The sequence below is a fragment of the Pseudomonas sp. Q1 genome (assembly GCF_009935975.1).
In the GTDB taxonomy this organism is placed as follows: Bacteria; Pseudomonadota; Gammaproteobacteria; order Pseudomonadales; family Pseudomonadaceae; genus Aquipseudomonas; species Aquipseudomonas palleroniana.
The window spans coordinates 197,698-222,712 of record NZ_QODI01000003.1; the positions used below are offsets into that span (position 1 = coordinate 197,698).

The 25,015-nt window shown below is 60.3% G+C and carries 24 protein-coding genes and 1 other RNA gene; 8 read left to right on the forward strand and 17 right to left on the reverse strand.

The genetic code is table 11. The features are described 5' to 3' along the window. Positions 1-13: 13 nt before the first annotated feature. The 15 genes from DK870_RS05980 to rsmI form a co-directional block, all read right to left on the reverse strand. Positions 14-883: a cell division protein FtsQ/DivIB gene (locus tag DK870_RS05980; RefSeq protein WP_060753907.1), complete on the reverse strand. Its 870-nt coding sequence runs from the start codon at positions 881-883 to the stop codon at positions 14-16. Between the two features lie 4 nt (positions 884-887). After that, positions 888-1,844 (reverse strand): D-alanine--D-alanine ligase, encoded by a 957-nt coding sequence (locus DK870_RS05985; RefSeq protein ID WP_161548246.1) that lies wholly within the window; start codon positions 1,842-1,844, stop codon positions 888-890. Then, the gene (gene murC / locus DK870_RS05990; protein WP_060753909.1) at positions 1,841-3,289 is read right to left on the reverse strand and encodes a UDP-N-acetylmuramate--L-alanine ligase; all 1,449 of its coding nucleotides are present in this window, start codon (positions 3,287-3,289) and stop codon (positions 1,841-1,843) included. The genes DK870_RS05985 and murC overlap by 4 nt, the downstream gene beginning before the upstream one ends. Further along, the gene (gene murG, locus DK870_RS05995; RefSeq protein WP_161548247.1) at positions 3,282-4,352 is read right to left on the reverse strand and encodes an undecaprenyldiphospho-muramoylpentapeptide beta-N-acetylglucosaminyltransferase; all 1,071 of its coding nucleotides are present in this window, start codon (positions 4,350-4,352) and stop codon (positions 3,282-3,284) included. The genes murC and murG overlap by 8 nt, the downstream gene beginning before the upstream one ends. Then, positions 4,342-5,565, reverse strand: coding sequence for a putative lipid II flippase FtsW (ftsW, locus tag DK870_RS06000; RefSeq protein WP_060753911.1), 1,224 nt, complete (start codon positions 5,563-5,565; stop codon positions 4,342-4,344). Before ftsW ends, murG begins: the two co-directional genes overlap by 11 nt. Next, a complete protein-coding gene (murD, locus tag DK870_RS06005; protein ID WP_161548248.1) occupies positions 5,562-6,908 on the reverse strand; it encodes a UDP-N-acetylmuramoyl-L-alanine--D-glutamate ligase in 1,347 nt (448 codons plus the stop codon). Before murD ends, ftsW begins: the two co-directional genes overlap by 4 nt. A gap of 6 nt (positions 6,909-6,914) precedes the next feature. After that, positions 6,915-7,997 (reverse strand): phospho-N-acetylmuramoyl-pentapeptide-transferase, encoded by a 1,083-nt coding sequence (mraY, locus tag DK870_RS06010; protein WP_161548249.1) that lies wholly within the window; start codon positions 7,995-7,997, stop codon positions 6,915-6,917. Beyond that, complete coding sequence (gene murF / locus DK870_RS06015; RefSeq protein WP_161548250.1) at positions 7,997-9,367, reverse strand: UDP-N-acetylmuramoyl-tripeptide--D-alanyl-D-alanine ligase; 1,371 nt, start codon at positions 9,365-9,367, stop codon at positions 7,997-7,999. Before murF ends, mraY begins: the two co-directional genes overlap by 1 nt. Then, positions 9,360-10,823 (reverse strand): UDP-N-acetylmuramoyl-L-alanyl-D-glutamate--2,6-diaminopimelate ligase, encoded by a 1,464-nt coding sequence (locus tag DK870_RS06020; protein ID WP_161548251.1) that lies wholly within the window; start codon positions 10,821-10,823, stop codon positions 9,360-9,362. Before DK870_RS06020 ends, murF begins: the two co-directional genes overlap by 8 nt. Next, a complete protein-coding gene (locus DK870_RS06025) occupies positions 10,823-12,565 on the reverse strand; it encodes a penicillin-binding protein 2 (RefSeq protein ID WP_178126862.1) in 1,743 nt (580 codons plus the stop codon). The genes DK870_RS06020 and DK870_RS06025 overlap by 1 nt, the downstream gene beginning before the upstream one ends. Beyond that, complete coding sequence (gene ftsL / locus DK870_RS06030) at positions 12,565-12,858, reverse strand: cell division protein FtsL (RefSeq protein WP_003171871.1); 294 nt, start codon at positions 12,856-12,858, stop codon at positions 12,565-12,567. Before ftsL ends, DK870_RS06025 begins: the two co-directional genes overlap by 1 nt. Continuing rightward, positions 12,855-13,802, reverse strand: coding sequence for a 16S rRNA (cytosine(1402)-N(4))-methyltransferase RsmH (gene rsmH, locus DK870_RS06035; protein WP_161548252.1), 948 nt, complete (start codon positions 13,800-13,802; stop codon positions 12,855-12,857). The genes ftsL and rsmH overlap by 4 nt, the downstream gene beginning before the upstream one ends. Then, a complete protein-coding gene (gene mraZ / locus DK870_RS06040) occupies positions 13,799-14,254 on the reverse strand; it encodes a division/cell wall cluster transcriptional repressor MraZ (RefSeq protein ID WP_003171868.1) in 456 nt (151 codons plus the stop codon). Before mraZ ends, rsmH begins: the two co-directional genes overlap by 4 nt. Positions 14,255-14,609: 355 nt before the next feature. Continuing rightward, an RNA gene (gene rnpB / locus DK870_RS06045) (RNase P RNA component class A) lies at positions 14,610-14,963 on the reverse strand. 96 nt (positions 14,964-15,059) lie between these two features. After that, positions 15,060-15,932: a 16S rRNA (cytidine(1402)-2'-O)-methyltransferase gene (rsmI, locus tag DK870_RS06050; RefSeq protein WP_060753918.1), complete on the reverse strand. Its 873-nt coding sequence runs from the start codon at positions 15,930-15,932 to the stop codon at positions 15,060-15,062. A gap of 209 nt (positions 15,933-16,141) precedes the next feature. On the opposite strand from rsmI, the gene DK870_RS06055 reads away from it, so the two are divergent. From DK870_RS06055 to DK870_RS06070, 4 genes are all read left to right on the forward strand, one after another. Beyond that, positions 16,142-17,953 (forward strand): penicillin-binding protein activator, encoded by a 1,812-nt coding sequence (locus DK870_RS06055; RefSeq protein WP_161548253.1) that lies wholly within the window; start codon positions 16,142-16,144, stop codon positions 17,951-17,953. Beyond that, entirely contained in the window at positions 17,953-18,324 is a 372-nt protein-coding gene (locus tag DK870_RS06060; RefSeq protein WP_060753920.1) for a YraN family protein, read from the forward strand. Before DK870_RS06055 ends, DK870_RS06060 begins: the two co-directional genes overlap by 1 nt. A 92-nt stretch (positions 18,325-18,416) precedes the next feature. Then, positions 18,417-19,010: a phosphoheptose isomerase gene (locus DK870_RS06065; protein WP_007904374.1), complete on the forward strand. Its 594-nt coding sequence runs from the start codon at positions 18,417-18,419 to the stop codon at positions 19,008-19,010. After that, positions 19,007-19,588, forward strand: a complete 582-nt coding sequence (locus DK870_RS06070; RefSeq protein WP_060753921.1) for a BON domain-containing protein — start codon at positions 19,007-19,009, stop codon at positions 19,586-19,588. Before DK870_RS06065 ends, DK870_RS06070 begins: the two co-directional genes overlap by 4 nt. Positions 19,589-19,663: 75 nt before the next feature. Here DK870_RS06070 and DK870_RS06075 read toward each other — a convergent pair whose 3' ends face one another. Beyond that, on the reverse strand, positions 19,664-20,437 hold the full coding sequence (locus tag DK870_RS06075) for an OmpA family protein (RefSeq protein WP_060753922.1): 774 nt from the start codon (positions 20,435-20,437) through the stop codon (positions 19,664-19,666). A 355-nt stretch (positions 20,438-20,792) separates the two neighbouring features. Next, positions 20,793-21,269: a hemerythrin domain-containing protein gene (locus tag DK870_RS06080; RefSeq protein WP_090366704.1), complete on the reverse strand. Its 477-nt coding sequence runs from the start codon at positions 21,267-21,269 to the stop codon at positions 20,793-20,795. 336 nt (positions 21,270-21,605) lie between these two features. On the opposite strand from DK870_RS06080, the gene DK870_RS06085 reads away from it, so the two are divergent. The 4 genes from DK870_RS06085 to DK870_RS06100 all read left to right on the forward strand — a co-directional run bounded on the left by DK870_RS06085 (position 21,606) and on the right by DK870_RS06100 (position 25,014). Further along, entirely contained in the window at positions 21,606-21,845 is a 240-nt protein-coding gene (locus DK870_RS06085) for a hypothetical protein (RefSeq protein WP_060753924.1), read from the forward strand. Between the two features lie 202 nt (positions 21,846-22,047). Further along, positions 22,048-23,175, forward strand: coding sequence for a sensor histidine kinase (locus DK870_RS06090; protein ID WP_161548254.1), 1,128 nt, complete (start codon positions 22,048-22,050; stop codon positions 23,173-23,175). Between the two features lie 163 nt (positions 23,176-23,338). After that, entirely contained in the window at positions 23,339-24,877 is a 1,539-nt protein-coding gene (locus DK870_RS06095) for a cryptochrome/photolyase family protein (RefSeq protein WP_161548255.1), read from the forward strand. Beyond that, a complete protein-coding gene (locus tag DK870_RS06100; RefSeq protein WP_081086983.1) occupies positions 24,874-25,014 on the forward strand; it encodes a DUF2256 domain-containing protein in 141 nt (46 codons plus the stop codon). Before DK870_RS06095 ends, DK870_RS06100 begins: the two co-directional genes overlap by 4 nt. Position 25,015 lies beyond the last annotated feature (1 nt).

The following is a 25,015-nucleotide window of genomic DNA, read 5'->3' on the forward strand; positions in this document are numbered from 1 at the left end:
GTCCTGCCTCTTCTTAATTCTTCGCGACAGCGGGTTGTGCTGCCGTGGGCGCAGCCGGTGTACGCCAGCCGACGGCCAGGCCGTTGGCGTAACGCAGGTCGACGCTCGCAATGTTCGTAATCTGTTCTTTCAAGGTTTTGTCATAGATGGCAATAAAGCGGCGCATCTTCTCCACCAAGCGGTCGCGTCCCAGCAACAACTCGATGCCCGGGCCGGAACTGCCTGCCCCGGTCGTCAAAAACCAGCTGCCCCGCTCACGCAATTCCAGGCGTGCAATGGAGAAGCCCAGCGGCCGCAGCATCTGGCTCAACGCCTGGTACTGCTGCATCACTTGCTGTTGCGCCCGCTGCGGCCCGAACAGCTGCGGCAGGTGCTCATAGTTGGCCACTTCACGAGGCGCAAACGCCTGCCCCTGGTTGTTCAGCAACGCGCCATCGCCCCAACGGGCCACGGGCAGTTGCTCTTCCAGGCGGATCGTTACCTGGTCCGGCCATACACGGCGGACTTCGGCGTGGGCGATCCACGGCATCTGTTCCAGCTCCGAGCGCATACCGGCCAGGTCGATGGTGAAGAAGCTCGCCGCCAGGTACGGGCCGATGCGCTGCTGCACCGCCTGCTGGCTGATGTAGCTCAAGTCGCCCTGCACACTGACCTTGGTAATCGGTCGGTCGGCATACGGCAGCAGACGCTGGGCGCCCTCGTAGGTGCCGAAACCCAACGCCACCAGCAACACCGGCCAGAACAGCGCCTTGAGGAAGCCAAAGTTGGCCTTGGGCAAGCGCACCGACATCGGCTCTTTAGCCACCATTCGGCTGGCACCCCGCGGCACCGGCTTGCGGCTCGGTACGGGTGGGGGCTGATGACGAAGCGATGCGCCGTTCATGTTCTTAGCCTCTTGACTCAACGCTTGCGGCCAGGATCGCCAGCACCAGCTGCTGGAAATCCAGACCGGCGGCACGGGCGGCCATAGGTACCAGGCTGTGATCGGTCATGCCGGGAGCGGTGTTGACTTCCAGGAACCAGAAATTCCCTTGCTCATCCTGCATCACGTCTGCCCGCGCCCAACCGGCGATACCCAGTGCCTCACAGGCTTTCGCCGTGAGGTCCATCAATTGCTGTTCCTTGGTTGCATCCAGGCCGCATGGAATCCGGTACTGGGTATCGGAGGCCAGGTACTTGGCGTCGTAGTCATAAAAGGTGTGGGGCGTACCCAATGCGATAGGCGGCAATACCTGGCCACGCAGGGTGGCGATGGTGTACTCGGGACCTTGGATCCACTGTTCCACCAACACTTGCGAATCGTAGGTACTTGCCGCTTTCCATGCGTCGATCAATTCGGCGGCCGAGTTCACTTTGGCCATGCCGATACTGGAGCCTTCATGGGCAGGTTTGACGATCAAAGGCAGACCCAGTTCCTTGGCCGCAGAAATACAATCGTCTTCGCTGCACAGAACGCTGTGACGCGGGGTTGGAATCCCCAGGCTGTGCCACACCTGCTTGGTGCGCAACTTGTCCATGGCCAAGGCAGAAGCGAGGATGCCGCTGCCGGTGTAAGGGATGCCCGCGCACTCCAACAGCCCCTGCATGCTGCCGTCTTCACCGCCACGGCCGTGGAGAATGATGAAGGCGCGGTCGATCTTCTCGGCCTGCAGGCGGGCGAGGAAATCATCGCCCACGTCGATACCGAAGGCATTCACACCGGCGCTTTGCAAGGCTTCGAGCACGGCGTTGCCGGATTTGAGCGACACTTCGCGCTCGGCGCTTTTACCGCCGAACAGCACCGCTACACGGCCGAAGTCGGCCGGGGTGATTCTGGAAAACAGGGAGCCGTAGTCAGTGGTCATTTCGACTTCCCCTTTTCGGCAGCGGCGAAAAGCGGGCTCGCCAGCAATTTAGGGGCAAGGCCACCGATGTCGCCGGCGCCCTGGCACAGCAGGATATCGCCGGCACGCAACAGCGGCTTGACGAGCGGCGCCAGATCCACGCCGCGCTCGATATAGATAGGGTCCAACTGGCCACGCTGGCGGATGCTGTTGCACAACTTGCGGCTGTCGGCGCCCGGAATCGGTTCTTCACCGGCCGGGTAGACTTCCATCAACAGCAGCACGTTGGCATCGGCCAATACATTGACGAAATCGTCATACAGGTCGCGGGTGCGGCTGTAGCGGTGCGGCTGGTAGACCATCACCAGGCGGCGCTCCGGCCAACCACCGCGCACGGCCTTGATCACCGCCGCGACTTCAGTCGGGTGGTGGCCGTAGTCGTCCACCAGCATCACGTCGCCACCGTCTACCGGCAACTGGCCGTAGACCTGGAAGCGGCGGCCCACACCGGCAAAGCGCGACAAGCCTTCGACAATGGCTTCATCGCTGACGCCCTCGTCGGTGGCGATGCAGATGGTCGCCAGGGAGTTGAGCACGTTGTGGTTGCCCGGCATGTTGACCGAGACATCCAGCGGCTCACGGTCAGGACGCAGCACGGTGAAGAAGGTTTGCATGCCTTCCTGGCGCACATTGATTGCGCGCACGTCCGCGTCTTCGCTGAAGCCGTAGGTCACGGTCGGGCGCTTGACCAGCGGCAGGATTTCACGCACGACCGGATCGTCCAGGCACACCACGGCCAACCCGTAGAACGGCAGGTTGTGCAGGAACTCGACGAAGGTTTTCTTCAACTTGTTGAAGTCGCCGTCGTAGGTCGCCATGTGGTCCGCGTCGATGTTGGTCACCACCGCCACCAACGGTTGCAGGTGCAGGAAGCTGGCATCACTTTCGTCGGCTTCGGCGATCAGGTAGCGGCTGGTGCCGAGCTGTGCATTGGTGCCGGCTGCATTCAGGCGGCCACCAATCACGAACGTCGGGTCCAGGCCACCGGCGGCGAATACCGAGGCGATCAGGCTGGTGGTGGTGGTTTTGCCGTGAGTACCGGCGACGGCGATGCCATGGCGATAGCGCATCAGCTCGGCCAGCATCTCGGCGCGTGGTACCACCGGAATACGCCGTTCAAGGGCGGTGGCCACTTCCGGGTTGGAGGTGTTCACGGCACTGGAAACCACCAGCACGTCCGCCTCGGCGGCGTTCTCGGCACGATGGCCGATAAAGATCTGTGCACCGAAGGACTTCAGGCGATCAGTCACCGGCGACTCTTTCAAGTCCGAACCGGACACCTGGTAACCCAGGTTCAGCAAGACCTCGGCAATACCGCACATGCCCACGCCGCCGATCCCGACGAAGTGGATACGACGGATGCGGCGCATCTCCGGTTGTGGCATGGCTTTCTGATTCTCAACCATGGGCCACCTCCAGGCAGATATCCACCACGGTGCGGGTAGCGTCGGGTTTGGCCAGGCGGCTTGCGGTGCTCGCCATGTTGCTGAGTCGTTCCGGTTGCATCAAAACCTCGGTCAGGCGTGCGGCCAAATCGGCGGCGCCAGTCGTTCTTTGCGGCAGCAGGAAGGCAGCGCCCTCCCCGGCCAAATATTCGGCGTTGCGGGTCTGGTGATCGTCGATGGCATGGGGCAAAGGCACCAGCAACGAGGGCAGACCGGCGGCGGCCAGTTCACTGACGGTCAGCGCACCAGCGCGACAGACCACCAGGTCGGCCCAGCCATAGGCATGGGCCATGTCTTTGATGAAGGGCTGTACGTTCGCCTCTACACCCGCCTCGCGATAGCGCGTGGCGGTGACTTCACCATGATCCTTGCCGGCCTGATGGAAGATCTCCGGGCGCAGCTCCACCGGGAGTTGCGCCACCGCTTCCGGCAGCAGCTTGTTCAGCGGCTCGGAGCCCAGGCTTCCGCCCAGGATCAGCAGGTGAGCCTTGCGCCCGACCAGGGCCTGGCGCGCGATATCCATAAACAGTTCGGTGCGTACCGGGTTGCCGGTGGTACGCAGTTTGTCCGAGACACCAAAGGTCTTCGGGAAAGCCTCGCACACCCGCGCAGCCAACGGCGCCATCAGGCGGTTGGCGGTGCCGGCGACGGCGTTCTGCTCGTGCACGATCACCGGCACACCCGCGAGCCTGGCGGCAACACCGCCAGGGCCGGTGACGTAACCACCAAAACCGAGCACACAGACCGGCTTCAGTTCGCGGATGATCTTGCGCGCCTGGAACACCGCCTTGAGCAGCACAAACGGCGCCTTGAGCAGGGACAGCTTGCTTTTGCCACGCAGGCCGGTGACGTTGATCAGATGCAACGGCAGGCCGGCATTCGGCACCAGGTCGTTCTCGATGCCACGCGGCGTACCCAGCCAGTGCACGGTGTAGCCACGGCTCTGGAATTCACGGGCGCAAGCCAGGGCCGGGAACACATGGCCCCCGGTACCGCCCGCCATGATCAGCACGTTAGCGCCCATGAGACGGCTCCTCGGCGAAGTCGCTTTCGCTGAACTCCATCTCTTCGCTGCCCAGGTGGGTTCGACTCTCCCACTCGATGCGCAGCAGCAAGCCCAGGCACACGCAGCAGATCACCAACGAACTGCCGCCGTAACTGAGGAACGGCAAGGTCAGACCCTTGGTCGGCAGCAGGCCGACGTTCACCCCGATGTTGATCAGGAACTGGCCGATCCACAGGAACGACAAGCCGTACGCCACATAGGCGGCGAAAAACTGTTTGGCCTTCTCGGCCCACAAGCCGATGTACATGCCGCGTACGCACACAAACAGGAACAACGCGACGGTGCACAGCGAACCCACCACGCCCAGCTCTTCGGCGAGCACCGAGAATACGAAGTCGGTATGCGCTTCCGGCAGGTAGAACTGCTTCTGCACACTGTTGCCCAGGCCCACGCCCAGCCACTCGCCGCGACCGAAGGCGATCAGCGCCTGGGTCAACTGGTAGCCGGAACCGAACTGGTCGGACCAGGGGTCGGTAAAGGTAATCAGACGCGCCATACGATAGGGTTGCGCCTGGACCAGAATCGTCACCGCCGCAACCGCCAGCACCACCATCAAGGTGAAGCGGAACAGGCCCACGCCGCCCAGGAACAACATCGCCGCCGCCGCGCCCATCATCACCACGGTTGCGCCGAAGTCGGGCTCCATCAGCAACAGGCCGGCCATCGGCAGCAGCACGATGAACGGCTTGAAGAAGCCCATCCAGCTTTCGCGCACTTCTTTCTGTCGACGTACCAGGTAGCCGGCGAGGTAGATCACCACGAACACCTTGGCGATTTCCGACGGCTGCACGTTGAACGCACCGAAGCCGATCCAGCGCATCGAACCGTTCACCTCGCGACCGATGCCGGGCAGGATCACCATGACCAGCAGGCCGAACGCACCGATCAGCATCATCCAACCCAGGCGTTGCCAGGTGGCGATGGGGATCATCATGGTGACAACGCCGGCCCCGAGGCCGATCACCAGGTACACCAGGTGACGGATCATCATGTACAGGGTGTTGCCCGACTGCACGGCGGCGACTTCGGAGGATGCCGAAGTGATCATCACCAGGCCCAGGCCCAGCAGCGCGAGGCAGCCGGCGAGCATCGGGAAGTCGAGGTCGATGCCACGCCCGGTGATGATCGGCGACGGGTACGGCTTGATGATGTTTCTGAAATTGATGCTCATGCCAAGGCCTCCACGCCGCGGGCAAACAACTGGCCGCGCTCTTCGTAGTTCTTGAACATGTCGAAACTGGCACAGGCCGGCGACAGCAGCACTGCATCGCCCGGCTGGGCCAGGGCCCTGCATTGCGCAATGGCGTCGTCCAGGGACGTCACGCGAACCTGCGGCACGGCGTCACCAATGGCGACACCGATCAGGTCCGAATCACGGCCCATCAACACCACGGCGCGGCAATGTGCGGCGACCGGGTCTTTGAGGTCCTTGAAGTCGGCGCCCTTGCCATCACCGCCGGCAATCAGCACCAGCTTGCCTTCGATATCGGCGCCGAGGCCTTCGATGGCCGCCAGCGCCGCACCGACGTTGGTCGCTTTGGAATCGTTGTAGTAGCTGACGCCATCCAGGTCGCGAACCCACTGGCAGCGATGCTCAAGACCACCGAACGTGCGCAGGCTCGACAACATGGCATCGAACGGCAGGCCAACGGCATGACCGAGCGCCAGTGCCGCCAGGGCGTTGGACTGGTTATGCGCACCGCGGATTTTCAGCTCGCGCACCGGCATCAGGTTCTGGAATTCGAAGGCCAGGTACTTCTCGCCGTTTTCTTCACGGATACCGAAGGCCTTGAAGTCGGGTTTGCCCAGACCGAAGGTCCAGCACGGCAGGCCCTCGCCCATCAGCGGACGGCTCAAGGCATCCTGACGGTTGACCACCACCTGCCTGGCACCGCGGAAGATCCGGTGTTTGGCCAGGTGATACGCCGGCAGGCCGCTGTAGCGGTCCATGTGGTCTTCGCTGACGTTCAGCACGGTGGCGACTTCGGCGCCCAGGTCGTGGGTGGTTTCCAGCTGGAAGCTCGACAACTCCATCACGTACAGCTCGACGTCGTCGCTGAGCAAGTCCAGGGCCGGCACGCCGAGGTTGCCGCCCACGGCCACACGCTTGCCGGCCGCTACGGCCATCTCCCCGACCAGGGTGGTCACGGTGCTTTTTGCATTGGAGCCGCTGATGGCCACGATCGGCGCCTTCGCGTGCCGCGCAAACAGGTCGATATCGCCCGACAGCTTCACGCCACGCGCCGCTGCTGCTTGCAGGGCCGGTGTCGCCAGCGCCAGGCCGGGGCTCACGTAGAGCTCGTCGGCGCGGCACAGAAACTCGACATCCAGCTCGCCACAACGCACTTCCACGTGCGGATAGTCACGGCGCAGCGTGACCAGCTCCGGTGGATTTTCCCGCGTGTCGGCCACGGCGAACGCCACGCCCCGGCTCGCCAGGAAGCGAACCAGGGACATGCCGCTCTTGCCGAGGCCGACAACGATGCGGAAGTGGTCTGAAGCGATCAGGGACACTCGTTTCTACCTCAGTTTCAGGGTGGCAAGGCCGATCAGCACGAGAACCACGGTGATGATCCAGAAACGGACAATCACGCGTGGCTCGGGCCAGCCCTTGAGTTCAAAGTGGTGATGAATCGGCGCCATGCGGAACACACGACGCCCGGTCAATTTGAAGGAAGCCACCTGGATGACCACCGACAGGGTTTCCATCACGAACACACCGCCCATGATGAACAGCACGATTTCCTGGCGAACGATCACCGCGATGGTACCCAGGGCCGCGCCCAGCGCGAGTGCGCCGACGTCGCCCATGAACACTTGGGCCGGGTAGGTGTTGAACCACAGGAACCCCAGGCCGGCGCCGATCAGCGCGCCGCAGAACACGATCAGCTCACCCGCGCCCGGTACGTAGGGAATCAGCAGGTATTCAGCGAATTTCACGTTACCCGACAGGTAGCAGAAGATGCCGAGCGCGCCGCCCACCATCACCGTCGGCATGATCGCCAGGCCATCAAGGCCGTCGGTCAGGTTCACCGCGTTGCTGGAGCCGACGATCACGAAGTAGGTCAGCACCACGAAACCAATGCCGAGGGGAATACTGGCGTCCTTGAGCATCGGGATGATCAGGGTGGTCTCGACCGCGCTTGGCGCGGTGGTGTAGAGGAAAATCGCAGCGGCGAGCCCGAACACCGATTGCCAGAAATACTTCCAGCGGCTTGGCAGCCCCTTGGAGTTTTTCTCGATCACTTTGCGGTAGTCGTCCACCCAGCCAATGGCGCCGAACAACAGGGTCACCAGCAACACCACCCACACATAGCGGTTGTGCAGGTCGGCCCACAGCAAGGTGCTGATACCGATGGACGACAGGATCAATGCACCGCCCATGGTCGGGGTGCCGGACTTGGACAGGTGCGACTGCGGGCCGTCATTGCGAACCGATTGACCAATTTGCAGGTTCTGCAGGGTACGGATCATCCATGGCCCCAGGAACAGCGACAGAGACAGCGCGGTCAGCACACCCAGAATCCCGCGCAGGGTCAGGTACTGAAAGACCGCGAAGCCTTTGTAGAACTGTTGCAGATACTCAGCCAGCAGCAGCAGCATTAATGTTTCTCCGTACTTGAGCCACACAAGGCCGCGACGACGTTTTCCATCACCGCGCTGCGCGATCCCTTGATCAAAATAGTGGTGTGTTTGTCTTGTTCAGCCGCTGTCAGCGCCTGGATCAATTCGGCCTGGGTCGCGAAGTGCCGCGCGCCTGCGCCAAAGGCGTTGACGGCGTGCGCCATGTTCGCGCCGACGGCGTAAAGCGCATCGACTTTGCCGGCGGCATACGCGCCGACTTCGCGGTGGCCTTGTTCAGCCCAATCGCCCAATTCGCCGATATCGCCCAACACCAGCACCTTGCGCCCGTCGAAGCCTTTGAGCAGATCCACGGCGGCATTGATGGAAGATGGGTTGGCATTGTAAGTGTCATCAATGACGCGCATACCGTTGCTTGCCAACTGCGCCACGGTGCGCCCCTTGACCGGCTGCACGGCGCCCAGGCCGGTCGCGATACCGAACAACGACACACCCAGGGCGTACGCGGCGGCGGCGGCGGCCAGGGCATTGGCGACGTTATGGTTGCCGAGCAGATTCAGTTGCACCCGCTCACTGCCCTGCGGGGTATGCAGGGTGAACGACGGGCAGCCACGGGCGTCGACAGAGATATCGGAGGCGTGGAAATCAGCGGCGGCATTCAGTACGGCAAAAGTCAGCACCTTGCGACCGGCAGCACGTACGCGCCAGGTCTCGAAGGCCTTGTCGTCGAGATTCAAAACCGCAGTGCCGGATGCATCGAGGCCCTCAAGGATTTCACCCTTGGCCTCGACGATCTTCTGCGGGCCGCCGAACTCACCGACGTGCGCGGTACCGGCGTTGCTGATGATCGCCACGTGAGGCTTGGTCAGCGCCACGGTGTAGGCGATTTCGCCGATGCGCGAAGCGCCCAGTTCGATCACTGCCGCAGTGTGTTCCGGGGCCAGTTCGAGCAGGGTCAGCGGAGCGCCGAAATCATTGTTCAGGTTGCCACGGGTAGCGAGCACCGGCCCACGCGTGCGCAACACACCGGCAAGCAGCTCCTTGACCGTAGTCTTGCCGCTGGAGCCGGTGATGGCCGCGACAGGCTTGTCAAAGGCGGCGCGGTTCAGCGCACCCAGTTGACCGAGGGCCAGGCGGGTATCGGCGACCAGCAACTGCGGCAAGGCGCAGTCCGCAACTTCACGTTGCACCAGAGCCCCGACTGCACCTTTGGCGGCAACGTCGTTCAGGTAATCGTGCCCGTCAAAGCGCGGGCCGGCCAAAGCCACAAACAGCTGGCCCGGCTTGATATTACGGCTGTCGATACTGACGCCGTCGAAGCTACAGTCGCTCGACAATACGCGGGCCGAAAGGGCTTGGGCCAGCTCGCTGAACTTCATCGCTTTAAGCATGGGCAACCTCCCAGGCGGTCAAGGCATGATCGGCCTCGACCAGATCGGAGAAGGCATGGCGTTCGCCGTTGATTTCCTGGTAGTCCTCATGGCCTTTACCGGCCAGCAGCACCACGTCTTCAGCGCCGGCGCTGGCGATCAACTGGGCAATGGCTGCACCACGACCGGCAACGAACGTGGCCTTGGAAGCGTCTTTGAAACCAGCACGGATGTCGTCGAAAATCTGGCTCGGGTTTTCGCTGCGCGGGTTGTCGTCGGTCACGAGCACGCCGTCGGCCAGGCGCTCGACAATCTCGGCCATCAACGGACGCTTGCCCCGATCACGATCACCGCCGCAGCCGAACAGGCAGAGCAATTTGCCCTTGGCGTGTGGGCGCAGCGCCACCAGGACTTTTTCGAGGGCGTCCGGCGTGTGGGCATAATCGACCACCACCAACGGCTGCGAACCGCCACCCAGGCGCTGCATACGACCGACCGGGCCTTCCAGCTTCGGCAGGACTTTCAGGATTTCGTCGAGGGCGTAATCCAGGCCGAGCAACGCGCCGATGGCGGCGAGGACGTTACTCAGGTTGAAACGCCCCAACAGGCTGCTGCGTAAATGGTGCTCGCCTTGTGGCGTCACCAGCGTGGCGAGCACGCCTTCATCATTGAACTGGGCTTCGCGGCAATACAGGTACGCACTGGCGTCTTCCAGGCTGTAGCTGATCAGGCGCGACTCACCCTCCTGGGCCGCCAGCTGACGACCGAACGCGTCATCCAGGTTCACCACGCGGCACTTCAAGTCATTCCAGGCAAACAGCTTGGCCTTTTCAGCAGCGTAGGCCTCCATGGTGCCGTGGTAGTCCAGGTGATCGCGGGACAGGTTGGTCATCACCGCCACATCAAAGGCCAGCGCCGCAACGCGGCCCTGGTGCAGGCCATGGGAAGACACTTCCATGGCCACCGCCGTGGCACCGGCTTTTTTCAGGTCGGCCAGGGTGGCTTGCACGGCGATCGGGTTCGGCGTGGTGTGCAGGCCGCTTTGCAGTGCGCCATAAAAACCGGTGCCCAGTGTACCGACAATGCCGCAGTGCTGGCCCAGCAGGTCAAGCGCTTGTGCGACCAGCTGGGTCACGCTGGTCTTGCCATTGGTACCGGTCACGCCCACCAGGTTCAGCTGGCGACTCGGGTCGCCATAGAAACGCCCGGCGATATCGGACAATTGCGCCGCCAAGCCCTTGACCGGAATCAACGGGACATCGGTGATCGGCAACACGGTGGCGCCTTCCACTTCATAAGCCACGGCCGCAGCGCCGCGCTGCAGCGCATCGGCGATATGCTCGCGACCATCGAATTTGCCACCAGGCACCGCCAGGAACAGGTCCCCGGCGCGTACGCTACGGCTGTCCAGGCTCAGCTCGCGAATCAACAGGTCGTGACCGGCGTGGGCGAAAATCTTGTTCAGGCTAAGAGACATCAGCCGCGCCCTCCATTGGCTTTTGCAGCGGCAGCCGGAGGTCCGGCATTCGCTTGTTGGGTCGGCGGCAGATTGTCCGGCGTGATGTTCATCAGACGTAGGGTGCCGGACATGACTTTGCTGAACACCGGCGCCGATACCAGGCCACCGAAGTAGCCGGCTTTACTCGGTTCATCAATCACTACGACGATGGCGTAGCGCGGATCACTCATCGGACCGAAGCCAGCGAACAGTGAGCGGTAGGAGTTTTCGGCATAGCCCTTGGTACCCACCGACGTTTTACGCGCCGTACCGGACTTGCCTGCCACGTGATAGGCCGGCACCTGGGCACGGAATACGCCACGCGGGGCTTCGATCACTTGTTGCAGCATGCCTTGCATGGTCTTGGCGACTTTTTCCGGGATGACCTGGGTAGCTTTCGGCGCTTCGTCGACATGGATCAGGCTCAAAGGAACCATGCGACCGTTATTGGCCAATACCGAGAAAGCGTGCGCCAGCTGGATCGCCGTTACCGACAGGCCGTAGCCATAGGACAGTGTGGCGGTCTCGGCTTTTTTCCAGTCGCGGTAGTTCGGCAGGTTGCCCACGCGCTCGCCCGGGAAATCCAGGCCGGTGGGTTGGCCCAAGCCGATCTTCTGGGCCAGGTGGTAGATGGTTTCGCCGCCGATATCGAAGGCGACCTTACTCATGCCCACGTTACTGGAGTTGATCAGAATACCGGTCAAATCCAGCACCGGACCTTCGGTACGGGACACGTCACGAATGGTGTATTTGCCCAACTGCAAGGTGCCTGGGTAAACCTCGACTTTGTCGCTCGGCTTCCAGCGCCCGGTTTCGAGGGCGGCACTCATGGAGATGGCTTTCATGGTCGAACCCGGCTCGAACACGTCGATCATGGCGCGGTTACGCATCATCGCCGGTTGCAGGTTGCGACGGTTGTTCGGGTTGTAGGTCGGCTGGTTGACCATGGCGAGGATTTCGCCGGTCTTCACGTCCATGATAACCAGGCTACCGGCCTTGGCGCCGTTCTCTATGATCGCGTTACGCAGTTCACGGTTGGCCAGGTATTGCAGACGCAGGTCAATCGACAACGCCAAGGGCTTGCCAGCCTTGGCGTTCTTGGTGACCTGGACATCCTTGATCAGCCTGCCGCGCCGGTCCTTGATGACCTGTCGCTTGCCGGGAACCCCGGCCAGCCATTCATCGTAGGCCAGCTCGACACCTTCGCGACCGTGGTCGTCGATATCGGTGAAGCCGACCATATGCGCGGTGGTTTCACCGGCTGGGTAGAAACGACGAAACTCCTCGATGCCGTAGACACCGGGGACTTTAAGGTCGAGCACTTGCTGGCCCTGCTCAGGGGTGAGCCCGCGAACCAGGTAGATGAATTCTTTATTGGCCTGGGCTTCCAGACGCTCAGCCAGGGCTTTCGGATCCTGGCCCAGGGCGGCTGCGAGTTCCGGCCATTTTTCCTTGGCGGTCTGCAGTTCCTTGGCGTTGGCCCACAGGGTCGTCACCGGGGTACTGACGGCCAGAGGCTCGCCGTTGCGGTCGGTGATCAGGCCACGGTGCGCCGGGATCGGGATATGACGCAGGCTACGGGCATCGCCCTGACCAATCAGGAAGTCACGGTCGACGACCTGCAGGTCGATGATGCGCCAGGCGATTGCGCCCACCATCAGCGCCAGCAAGCCGAGCACCACGCGGAAGCGCCATGGGTAGAGTGCGCCTTCGAGCTTCATCATGGCGCCACCATGCGGACTTCGGCCGCGCCCGGAATGTGCATTTTCAGCTGCTCGGTGGCCAGCACCTCGATACGGCTGTGGGCGGTCCAGGTGCTTTGCTCGAGAATCAACCGACCCCACTCCGCTTGAGCCTTGTCGCGCACGCTCAATTCCCCGTACAGGGTATTGAGCAACTGGCGGTTCCAGTGGGCGCTGTAGGACACCGCGATCGCGGACACCAGCACGCCGATAAACAGCAGCAACATAAAGAAGCTACCGCCCGGGAGGGGCTTGGCGAAAAGCTTGCTCACCGTAACTTCTCCGCAACACGCATGACGGCACTACGGGCACGCGGGTTGGCCTTGAGTTCAGCTTCGGAAGCGAACTGCGCTTTGCCATGGATCTTGATTTTCGGCACAAAGGCTTCGAAACGCACCGGCAGGTTGCGCGGCAGGTTATCCGTCTCGCCCTTGACCAGGCGACGCATGAACAGTTTGACGATGCGGTCTTCCAGGGAGTGGAAGCTGATCACCACCAGGCGCCCCCCCACTTCGAGTGCATCCAGCGCGGCTTCAAGGCCGGCTTCCAAGTCACCCAGTTCGTTATTGACGTGAATACGCAGGCCCTGGAACGCACGGGTGGCCGGATTTTTACCTTTTTCCCAAGCAGGGTTGGCGACCTTCAGCACTTCGGCCAGGTCGGCGGTACGTTCGAACGGCCGGATCTCGCGGCGCTCGACCACGGCGCGAGCCATGCGGCCGGCGAAACGTTCTTCACCATATTCCTTGAACACACGGGCGATTTCTTCCACCGGCGCCGTGGCGATGAACTGCGCGGCACTGACGCCCCGGGTAGGGTCCATGCGCATATCGAGGGGGCCGTCGTTCATGAAGCTGAAGCCGCGCTCCGGGTCGTCGAGTTGTGGCGAGGACACGCCCAGATCGAGCAAAACCCCGGCCACCTTGCCTGCCATGCCGCGTTCGGCCACTTCGGCACCCAACTCGGCAAAGCTACGCTGCACAACGACAAAGCGGCCGTCTTCGGCCGCTAGCGCTTGCCCGGTGGCAATCGCTTGAGGGTCTTTGTCGAATCCGAGGAGTTTGCCGTCAGATCCGAGCTGGCTGAGTATCAAGCGGCTATGCCCGCCCCTGCCGAAGGTGCCATCCACATAGCAGCCATCCGCGCGTACGGCGAGAGCCTCGACGGCTTCGTCAAGCAGTACGGTGATGTGGTTAAAGCCGCTATCAATAGTCACAGGATCAAATCACGCAGTTCATCAGGCATGGCGCCCGGTTGTTGAATAGCCGCCAGGTCAGCTGCAGAAACAGCATCCCAGGCATCTTCGTCCCACAATTGGAACTTGTTCAGTTGGCCCACCAGCATTGCGCGCTTGTCGAGCTTGGCGTATTCGCGCAGACGCGGAGGCACCAGGAAACGACCGCTGCCATCCAGTTCGAGGTCGACGGCATTACCAATCAGCAAACGCTGCAGGCGACGGTTTTCTTCACGCAATGAAGGCAGAGCGCGCAACTTGGTTTCAATCAACTCCCACTCATCGAGGGGGTAAACACATAAACAAGGGTCAACAGCATCAATCGTGATGATTAACTGGCCTGAACTTCGCGAAATGAGCTCGTCACGATACCGGCTCGGCATGGCGAGACGGCCTTTTGCATCGAGACTGATAGCGTTGGCTCCGCGAAACACAGTTGCGTTTCTCCAAATTTTAGCGTTTTACGTTCAAAAAACCCACTTTGTGCCACTTTCCGCCACTTGCGCACACTATAGGAATGCGCCCACCACACCGTCAAGGCGCGGATTCAAGGAAAAGCCTTACAGAACGGAGATTTAGGAGCGCAAAAGGAGGAGAAACGAGAGTTTGGCGATGTTTTTGACTCAACAACCGCAAATAGCTCATGGAGCTATGGCTTAAAGTTAAAGTGATTTATTAAGAGTAAGATTTTTTTGGTATTACGAAGATGCATCTGCCAATGATTCGGCAGGGAGGGAGTCTTGCGTTACTACCGGTTTTCTGCCCGAGATCCGGACAGAAGGAAAAAAGGTGGAGAGTCGATCTATAAGCCGGGTTCTGTCTTGAACAGTCATTCGTCTACGATGGCCATCACTGGACATCTTTAGCAACCTACCCGGTCCCAGCGCGGGCCACGCCTTGGGACCCTATTTGGTCTTGCTCCAAGTGGGGTTTACCTAGCCACGAACTGTTGCCAGTCGTGCGGTGCGCTCTTACCGCACCTTTTCACCCTTACCGGCACCGAAGTGCTTAGGCGGTTATTTTCTGTGGCACTTTCCGTAGGCTCACGCCTCCCAGGCATTACCTGGCACTTCGCCCTATGGAGCCCGGACTTTCCTCCCCCCCCTAATTTTCATAGAGGGCAGCGACTGTCCAATCGACTCTCCGCCGCGCAGGTTAACGGCACGACGGCCTCAGGACAAGTAATAAAAGTTCAGAATGGCCATCACGTTCAGACGAAATACAGGTTCACCCCCGGAACTATTCAGCTTTCTGTTTATCCAGCGCAACTTGATACAACACATTCTTACGCAGGCCGGTAATTTCCGCCGCCAGGGCCGCAGCGCGCTTGAGAGGCATTTCCTTGAGCAGTAAATCCAGGATGCGCATCGCATCACTGCCGACCGCGTCTTCGTTTTCCGGCGCGCTCCAGCCGGCCACCAACACCACGCACTCGCCACGCTGCTGGTTGCTGTCACCCTCGACAAAGGCACGCAATGCCTCCAGCGGCAGCCCCTTGAGGGTCTCGAAGGTCTTGGTCAGCTCACGGGCCAGCAGCGCCAGGCGCTCACCGCCAAACACCAACTCCATATCTTCCAGGCATTCCAGGATGCGATGCGGAGCCTCATAGAAGATCAAGGTACGCGGTTCTTCCTTCAAGGCTTGAAGGCGCGCACGCCGCCCAACCGCCTTGGCCGGCAAAAAGCCTTCGAAGATAAAACGGTCCGACGGCAAGCCGGCGGCAGATAATGCGGCGATCAGCGCGCACGCACCCGGAACAGGCACTACATTGATACCTGCGGCACGCGCCTGACGTACCAGATGGTAGCCCGGGTCGGAAATCAGCGGCGTGCCCGCGTCGGAGATCAGCGCCACGTCGTCCCCTGCCAGCAGACGGGTGATGAAGCGGCTGCCTTCTTCGCGCTCGTTGTGTTCATGGCACGCCGCTAATGGCGTGCTGATACCAAAATGCTGCATCAACCGCTGGGAGTGACGCGTGTCTTCCGCCGCGATCAGCTTGACTTCGCGCAACACCTTCAGCGCCCGGGCACTGATGTCGTCCAGATTGCCAATGGGCGTCGCCACCACAAAAAGCGAGCCAGCAGTGGAATTCAAAGGACCTGGAGCAGTCAAAACGCACACCTCGATGGTTGGCAAAAGCCATAGTGTAGCGCGTAGGCGCTTCGAAAATACGCCATCACGATGGATGCTTTTTCAGCCATCGACGAGCGATTGCAACATTTGCACGACCTAAATCGACGCTTTCACGCCAGTAACATCGCGCCTGAGCCAGTGCTTGGGTACAATTCCACGCTAATTTGATCGGTATCAGGAACACTTACATGATCGCTTGCCTGCGGCTGCTCTCCGCCCTCTGCCTCGCTGCCCTCCTGGCCGCTTGTGCCAGCTCGCCCTCGTCCAGCCTTGGCGACCTGCCCCGGACCCCGGATGCCAGTATCGAGCAACTGCTCGAACAGGCAACTACCGCCAAGACGCCAGAAAAGGCCGCGCTGCTGCGCCTTAGTGCGGCTGACCTGGCGTTCCACCAGAACAACCCTGGCCGCTCGTCGCAGATTCTTGCGCAGGTGCCGCTGGATGTCCTGAAACCGGCCGCACAAGTATTTGCCAGCACCCTGGCCGCTGAGTTGGCCATGGCCCGCAATCAGCCCAAGGCTGCATTGGCAGCGCTCAACCACCCGAGCCTGCAAAGCCTGAAGGATCTGCCGACAGACCAGCAGATCCGAACCGGCACCGTACATGCCCGCGCTTATGAAGCCGATGGCCAGACCCTGGCTGCCGCTCGCGAACGCGTCGCCATGGCCCCGCTGCTCAGCGGCGACGCCGCCAAGAGCAACCACGAAGCGATCTGGGCGCTGATTGCCGCGCTGCCCGCCGATCAGTTGCAAGCCAGCGGCAACCCGGTATTGGACGGCTGGATCACACTGGCCCAGGCGGTCAAGGGCGCCGGCACCCTGGAGCAGCAGCAAGCCGCTATCGATACCTGGCGTGCGCAGAACCCGGGGCATCCGGCGGCGGTGCAACTGCCGTTGCCGCTGACCAAGCTCAAGGAACTGGCCAGCCAGCCCCTGAACAAGATCGCCCTGCTGTTGCCGCAGGAAGGCCAACTGGCCTCAGTCGGCAAAGCGCTGCGTGAAGGTTTCATGGCCGCGCACTACCAGGCCGAACAGGCCGGGCAGAAGCCGCCGGTGATCGAGTTCTATGACAGCTCGCGCCTGACCTCGCTTGACGACTTCTACGCAAAGGCCCAGGCCGCCGGCGTGCAATTGGTGGTTGGCCCACTGGAGAAACCGCTGGTCAAACAACTCAGCGCACGTCCGCAATTGCCGATCACTACCCTGGCACTGAACTACAGCGAGGCTGAACACAACCCGGCCCAACTGTTCCAGTTTGGGCTGGCGGCTGAAGATGAAGCCCGCGAAGTATCGCGCCGTGCTCGCGCCGATGGCCTGCACCGTGCCGCCGCCATGGTTCCTCGTGGCGAATGGGGCGAGCGCGTCTACAAGGCCTTCCGCCAGGATTGGGAAGCCAATGGCGGCACCGTCGTCGGTGTTGAGTACGTCGACCAGCCCGTCGCCCTCGCCCAACAGATCGCAGACCTGTTCCAGCTGCGTAAAAGCGAAGGTCGCGCCAAGAGCCTGCAAAGCACCGTCGGTACCGACGTTGCCGCCCAGCCATCGCGTCGCCAGGATATCGAGTTCATCTTCCTGGCCGTTACCCCGCAGCTGGCCCAGCAGATCAAACCCACCCTGAACTTCCAGTACGCCGGTGATGTGCCGGTTTACGCAACCTCCCACGTGTTCAGTGCCAGCGGCGACAAGAACCAGTACCTGGACATGACCAACGTCATGTTCTGCGAGACCCCATGGTTGCTCAACAGCACCGACCCACTGCGCAATCAGGTCGCCGCACAATGGCCACAGGCCAATGGCAGCCTCGGTCGCCTGTACGCAATGGGTGTCGATGCCTACCGTCTGGCACCGCGCCTGGGCCAGCTCAAGGCGCTGCCCGACACTCGGGTTGACGGGCTTTCGGGCAGCCTGGGCGTCAGCGCCAACCAGCGTGTCGACCGTCAGATGCCTTGGGCGAAGTTTGTCGGTGGCGACATCCAGCGCCTGCCGGACACCCCGCGCTGATGCCCGAGCGGTCCAGCGCGCAAAGCGGCAAGGATGCCGAACTGCAAGCTCTCCAGTATCTGCAACGACAAGGTTTGCGCCTGCTGGCGCAAAACTGGTTGTGTAAACGCGGCGAGCTTGATCTGGTCATGCTTGACGGCGATACAGTAGTATTCGTCGAAGTCCGCTACAGAAAACACGCACAATGGGGTGGTGCGCTCGCCAGTATCGACGGGCGCAAGCGTCAGAAGCTGATACTCGCCGCGCAGTTTTTCCTGCAAACAGAGGATCGCTGGGCTGACTCTCCCTGCCGTTTCGATGTGGTTGCCATAGAAAGCACACCGTTAGGCCCAGCTGATCTGAATTGGCTCAAAGATGCCTTCGACAGCTGATTCACCGGACACCTTCATCACACACTTTTGCTCTTTGCATTGCGGGCTGCACATTTTCGTGCCGATCAGCCGCGCCACTTAAGGTCACACAGATGGACATGCAATCCCGAATTCGCCAGCTTTTCCAGGCCAGCATCGACACCAAGCAACAGGCGATGGACGTACTTGCACCGCACATCGAGCAAGCCAGTCAGGTCATGGTCAACGCCTTGCTCAACGAAGGCAAAATGCTTTCGTGCGGTAACGGCGGTTCGGCCGGTGACGCCCAACACTTCTCCTCCGAGCTGCTCAACCGCTTCGAACGTGAGCGCCCGAGCTTGCCGGCCATCGCCCTGACCACCGACTCGTCGACGATCACCTCGATTGCCAACGATTACAGCTACAACGAGATCTTCTCCAAGCAGATCCGCGCCCTGGGCCAACCAGGCGATGTGCTGCTGGCGATTTCCACCAGCGGCAACTCGGCGAATATTATTCAAGCGATCCAGGCCGCACATGATCGCGAAATGATTGTCGTAGCATTGACCGGCCGCGACGGCGGCGGCATGGCCTCGCTGTTGCTGCCCGAGGACGTGGAGATCCGCGTCCCGGCCAATGTCACTGCACGCATTCAGGAAGTCCACCTGCTGGCGATCCACTGCCTGTGCGATCTGATCGACAGCCAACTGTTCGGGAGTGAAGAATGACCGTTAAACGCCTCAGCCTTTTGGGCATTACGCTGTGCCTTGCCATCAGCGGCTGCAGCACGGCAATCACCGCAACACGTGACACCCCCATTCAGGACGATAAGGGCACTCGTACCTTCGGCAGCAAGATCGACGACTCGCTGATCGAAACCAAGGTCGAGGTCAACATTGCCAAGGCCGCACCGGACCTGGGCAACGGTGCTTCGCGCATCGTCGTGACCAGCTTCAACGGCGTGGTATTGCTGGCCGGGCAAACCCCGCGTGCCGACCTCAAGGCCCTGGCTGAACAAGCCGCTTCGAGTGTCCAGCGCGTCAAGAAGGTTAACAACGAACTGCAAGTGATGGACCCGATCACCCTGCTGGCCATCAGCAACGATGCCCTGCTGACCACCAAGATCAAGACGCAGATGCTGACCGACAGCGCGATTCCCGGCTCGCGCATCAAGGTCGTCACCGATAACGGCATCGTCTACCTGATGGGCCTGCTGACCCAGACGGAAGCCGCGCGTGCAGCCAACCTCGTGCAAGGCGTGTCGGGTGTGCAAAAGATCGTGAAGGTGTTCGAATACATCGATTGATGTAACCCACAGCCATGAAAAAGGGCGCCGTGCATTGACTGCACGGCGCCCTTTTTTGTCGCTTGTCGCCCGTGTTTATTGGTACTGCTGGTACGGGTTACCCTGGAACTGGTTGTTCTGTTGTGGTGCCTGTTGCTGCTGACCAGGCTGGCCGTATTGCTGGCCAGGAATCGGACCGAGGTTGACCTCTACACGACGATTCTGGGCGCGGCCATTCACGTCGGCGTTGCTGGCAATCGGATTATCCGGGCCGGCACCGCGGGCGCTCAGGTTGGCAGGGCTGACGCCTTGGGAAGTGAGGTAGTTCGCTACGCTCTGCGCACGACGCTGGGACAGGTCCATGTTCAACTGGCGGCTGCCGGTACTGTCGGTGTAGCCGACAATCTGGATTGTGTTCTGGTTGAACTGCTTGAGGGAGTTGGCCAGATTGTTCAGCGGCTGGTAGAAGCTGCTGGCGATGGCATCAGAGTTGGTGGCGAAAGTGATGTTACCCGGCATGATCAGCTTGATCTGATCACCCTGGCGCTGAACTTCAACCCCAGTGTTCGCCATGCTTTCACGCAGTTTCTTTTCCTGCTGGTCGGCGTAGTAGCCGTAACCCGCAGCACCAATACCGGCAACAGCCGCACCGATCAGTGCGCCCTTGCCACGGTTGTTATGGTCGATGGCCGCACCTGCCAATGCGCCGGCCAGGGCACCCAGGCCACCGTACTTGGCGGTCTTGCTCATACCGCCGGACTCATTACCTGCCTGTCCCTGGCTGCTGCCGTCATAAGGATTAGGTGAAGCGCAGCCGGACAACAAGGCTACGGCGGTAGCGACAACAAGCAGACGACGCGGAGTAAACATGAAGGAAGCTCCTACTTTTGCATTCTGTGATGCAGAGGACATTGGCAATGGACCTGTGCCGAGCTTGGAACACGACAAACGGTAAAAATTCCATGCCCGGCGGGCGCCGTGCTCTACAACGGCCGAGCACACTCAAACCCTAGCAGACGATTGCTGAACGGCGATTGTCGATTTCTCTGCAAATGTCGCCGGAAAGTAGCCACTGGGTATCCAGGAACAGTCACACCGCAATTAGAAAGCGAGGCTGAGTCAACCCAAGCGCAACCGTTCAAAGGCCGATTCCGAGGGGCAAAAAAAATGAGCCCGACATGGAGTCGGGCTCACCTCTCTACAGGCGCAGTTAAAGCCTATTGGGTCAGGCTGCAACTTTTTGAGACACGTAACTCTTTTTCAACGATGACTTCATGGCCAGCATCTGTTCACCCAGCTTTTCAAGCTCGGCTTTGCCCAGAAGCTTCTTGGCCTTGGGAAACATCTCTGTTTCCTCTTCTTCGATGTGATGTTCGAGCAGTTCCTTGACCACCTTCACCCGCCCTGCGAATTCCGGGGAGGTAGGATCAGTTGCTTTCAGGTCGGGAAGAACCAGAGAATCAACCGTGCGGTGCTCCTCTTTTGCTTCATAGTACATCTCGGCCTCGTCTTTCCCACCGGCGGCCTTGAAGGCGGGATAGAGAATCTGCTCTTCCAACTGGGTGTGGATGGACACTTCCATCTCTAATTTATCCAGCAGCTCAGTGCGCTTCTTCACCCCACGCTCAGTCGATTCACTCAGTTGGGTCAGGATGGCTTTGACTTTTTCGTGGTCGGCTTTGAGAAGGTCGATGGCATTCATTTTTCTATCTCACTATGGCTATCACGGAAGGGTTCAGCCGTTCTTTGGCGGCTATCTCCCTAGTGCTATCGCATTTGCCGTGCCACCTTACAAAAAATTTAAACCCCTTATATTTCAATAGGTTATTTAGATTAGTGGCAATTTGAATTCATGCACCTTGCCCGAATGGACCTGCCGTCTATTGCAGATAGCAACACGCTCAAACGCCGTTTGATCCCAAGCGCTCGCCAAGGCCAGAAATTACGAACATCTCAATCGACCCACGGTCATTTATTGCATGAGGTGCAGCGCTCATGCGTCGGACCAGATTGCAGAAGTAAGCATGTGGAGTAGGTCATGAACCCATACACAGATGACTTGCCTGATGCCATCAAGCGTCAGGCCGATAGGCTTTTTTACGATATAGAGCGGGCAGGCTCGATGATTTTCGCGGTAAAAACCGGAGCGAAGGCCGAAGGGTTCGTCCTGGGAATAACCTGCTGTGCCGGCCTCCCGGCGGAGCGTTGTGAGTTGCTGTCCAACCATTTCGACAGCGCCGTCGAGAAAAGGCTGAGATTGTTGACAGCGGGCCTATAGAACAGCCTCTCAGCACGACGGCTCAGGGCAAGCGTCAAAACGCGTGATGCTCGCTCCCTATATCGGGCCCTATATCGGGTAAAGCCGGCTTGGTCGCGCTTTGAAATCCACTGGAGAACCTCCTAAACTGGCTCACCACCTTGCTCCCACCTACGCAATTTTGCTTCAGTCCGTCTATAACGGACCTGATCAGGACACCGACATGCGCCTGCCGGATTTCATTCTAGAAAACCTCGAGCCCATCTTGCAGGCCTGGGAAGATTTCGCGAGAACGATCGAGACACCCGGCACGGATCTCGACCGCAGTGCATTGCGCGACCATGCAGAGCAAATGCTGCGGGCGATCGTCGCCGACCTGCGAACCGCACAGACCGCACAAGAGCAAATTGATAAGTCGCATGGCCTGGGGCCGGTGGAAGAGCACGAAACCGCCGCTGAAACCCATGCAGTGGCTCGCTTACTGGCGGGCTTCACCATCGATCAAATGGTTTCTGAATATCGCGCCCTCAGGGCGAGCGTGCTCAGGCAGTGGATGAGCCAGGTAAAAAATGGCACGTCACTGAATATTGATGATATGACCCGATTCCACGAAGCGATTGACCAGGCTCTCGCGGAGTCTATCGCCAGTTACTCCCGAGCCGTTGATGTGTCGCGCAATATTTTCCTGGGCGTTCTCGGCCACGATTTGCGCACCCCGCTCGGGGCGATTTTACTGGGCAGCGACATTCTCAAACATTCCGAGGGTCTCGGGGCGCGGGATGCCAAAGTCGCGACCCAGATACATACCAGCGTTACCCGGGCGAGCCGTATTGTTGGCGATTTGCTGGATCTGACATGCTGCCACATGGGGCCCGGTATTCCCGTCACCAAGACAGACCTGGACCTTTTACCGCTGTGCCGCAGAGTGGTGGAAGAAATCCAGGCATTTCATCCTGAAGCCAACGTGCTGTTTGTCGCACGCACTGCGGTTCCCGGCAGGTTTGACGGCCCGCGATTGGAGCAGGTCTTTTCAAACATCATCAGCAACGCGGTGAATCACGGGAATATCCAGCTTCCCATAACCGTGCAATTGTCGGTCACCGAGGGCGTCGCGGTATTCAGCGTCCACAACAGCGGCGAACCGATACCTGAGGAGGCCCTACCGTTTATCTTCAACCCCATGGGGCGTTTTTCTCAGCGCTCTACCACCGAAAACGGGCCTACCGAAGGGTTGGGCCTGGGCCTGTTTATCGCGTCAGAAATCGTGACCGCCCATAAGGGCTCAATCGATGTCACTTCTGACGCAACGCAAGGCACTACTTTCCTCGTAGAACTTCCGCTCACTGAGTGAGCGGTTCGCCCTGCGAAAAATCACTGCACGTCCCGCCTAAAAAATTGTACAAATTGCCTTTATTGTACAAGTATAAGTGAGCAGCCAGGCATCCGCGCGCCCTCTCACCACGGCTCTGGCATGCCTGCACCCTATACGTTTCTCCATCACTGGAAACTGCTCGATGACTGCACATCGCCGCCTATGCCTGGTTCTGGGCGATCAATTGTCTTTCGACCTGGCCTCGCTGCAGGGCCTGGATAAAGAGCGCGATAGCGTACTACTCGTCGAAGTGATGGAAGAGGCCCGCCACGTCCCTCACCACCCGCAGAAGATCGCCCTGGTCTTCAGCGCCATGCGCCACTTCGCCGAGGCATTGAGGCAAGCTGGAACGCAGATCCACTACGTTACCCTCGATGACCCGCAGAACACTGGCTCGGTGCCGAGTGAGCTACAGCGCTGGCAGTCACTGTTGCAGCCCGATGAACTGCACATCACCGAATGTGGCGATTGGCGCCTGGAACAGTCAATCCGTACGTGTGGCTTGGCGATTGAGTGGCATCGCGATAGTCGATTTCTCTGCAGTCGTGCCGAATTCGCCCATTGGGCCGCAGACAAAAAACAGCTGCGCATGGAGTTTTTCTATCGAGAAATGCGCCGCAAAAACAGGATACTGCTCAACGGTGACGGCAGCCCGGTAGGCGGTGCGTGGAATTTTGATGCGGACAACCGCAAGCCCCTACCCAAAGGAGTGCGGCCGCCTGCGCCGGCCCGCTTCCCGCCCGACGCGCTCACCCAGGAAGTCCTTGCGCTGGTGGCTGAACACTTTTCCAGCCACTACGGCACCCTGGCCCACTTCGACTACCCGGTCAGTCATGCAGATGCGCAGGCTCTCTGGGATTACTTCCTCGATTGGGGGCTGGCGGCCTTCGGTGACTATCAGGACGCAATGGCCAGTGATGAGCCCTTTCTGTTCCATGCCCGTATCAGTGCCGCGCTCAATATCGGCCTGCTGGATGTTCGCCAACTGTGCAGCGATGTCGAGGCCGCCTATTGGTCGGGCAACATCGCGCTGAATGCCGCAGAAGGCTTTATTCGCCAACTGATCGGGTGGCGGGAGTACGTCAGGGGGGTCTACTGGCTGAGGATGCCTGACTACGCCGACGGTAATGCGTTCGGCAATACAAGATCACTGCCGGAGTTCTACTGGACAGGCGCTACCCGGATGAACTGCATGCGCCAAGCCATCAACCAAAGCCTGGAGCACGCCTACGCTCATCACATTCAACGGTTGATGGTGACAGGCAATTTTGCCCTCTTGGCCGGTATCGCTCCGCCCCAGATATGCGAGTGGTACCTGGCGATCTACATGGATGCATTCGAATGGGTCGAGCTGCCAAACACCCTGGGCATGGTGATGCACGCCGACGGTGGGTATCTGGGCTCCAAACCTTACTGTGCGAGCGGTCAGTACATCAAACGCATGTCTGACTACTGTCGTACCTGTGCCTACAAGGTCAGTGAAAGCACCACAGAAGATGCTTGCCCTTTCAATGCGCTCTATTGGCACTTTCTCATGCGTCACGCTGACCTTCTGCGCGGTAATCACCGCATGGGCATGGTGTATAAAAACCTCGACCGCCTAACGGAGGCCAAGCAGCAGGCGCTCTGGCAACGGGGGCAGAGTCTGCTGACCCGGCTGGATGAAGGTGAGTCATTTTGAAAAAGAGTGAGCTGCCGGTGAAAACCTGCGTGTCTTGCGGCCTCTCCTTTACCTGGCGAAAAAAGTGGGCCCGTTGCTGGAATGAAGTGCTTTACTGCTCGCAGCGCTGCCGGCGCAACAAACCGGTGAAAAACTGAA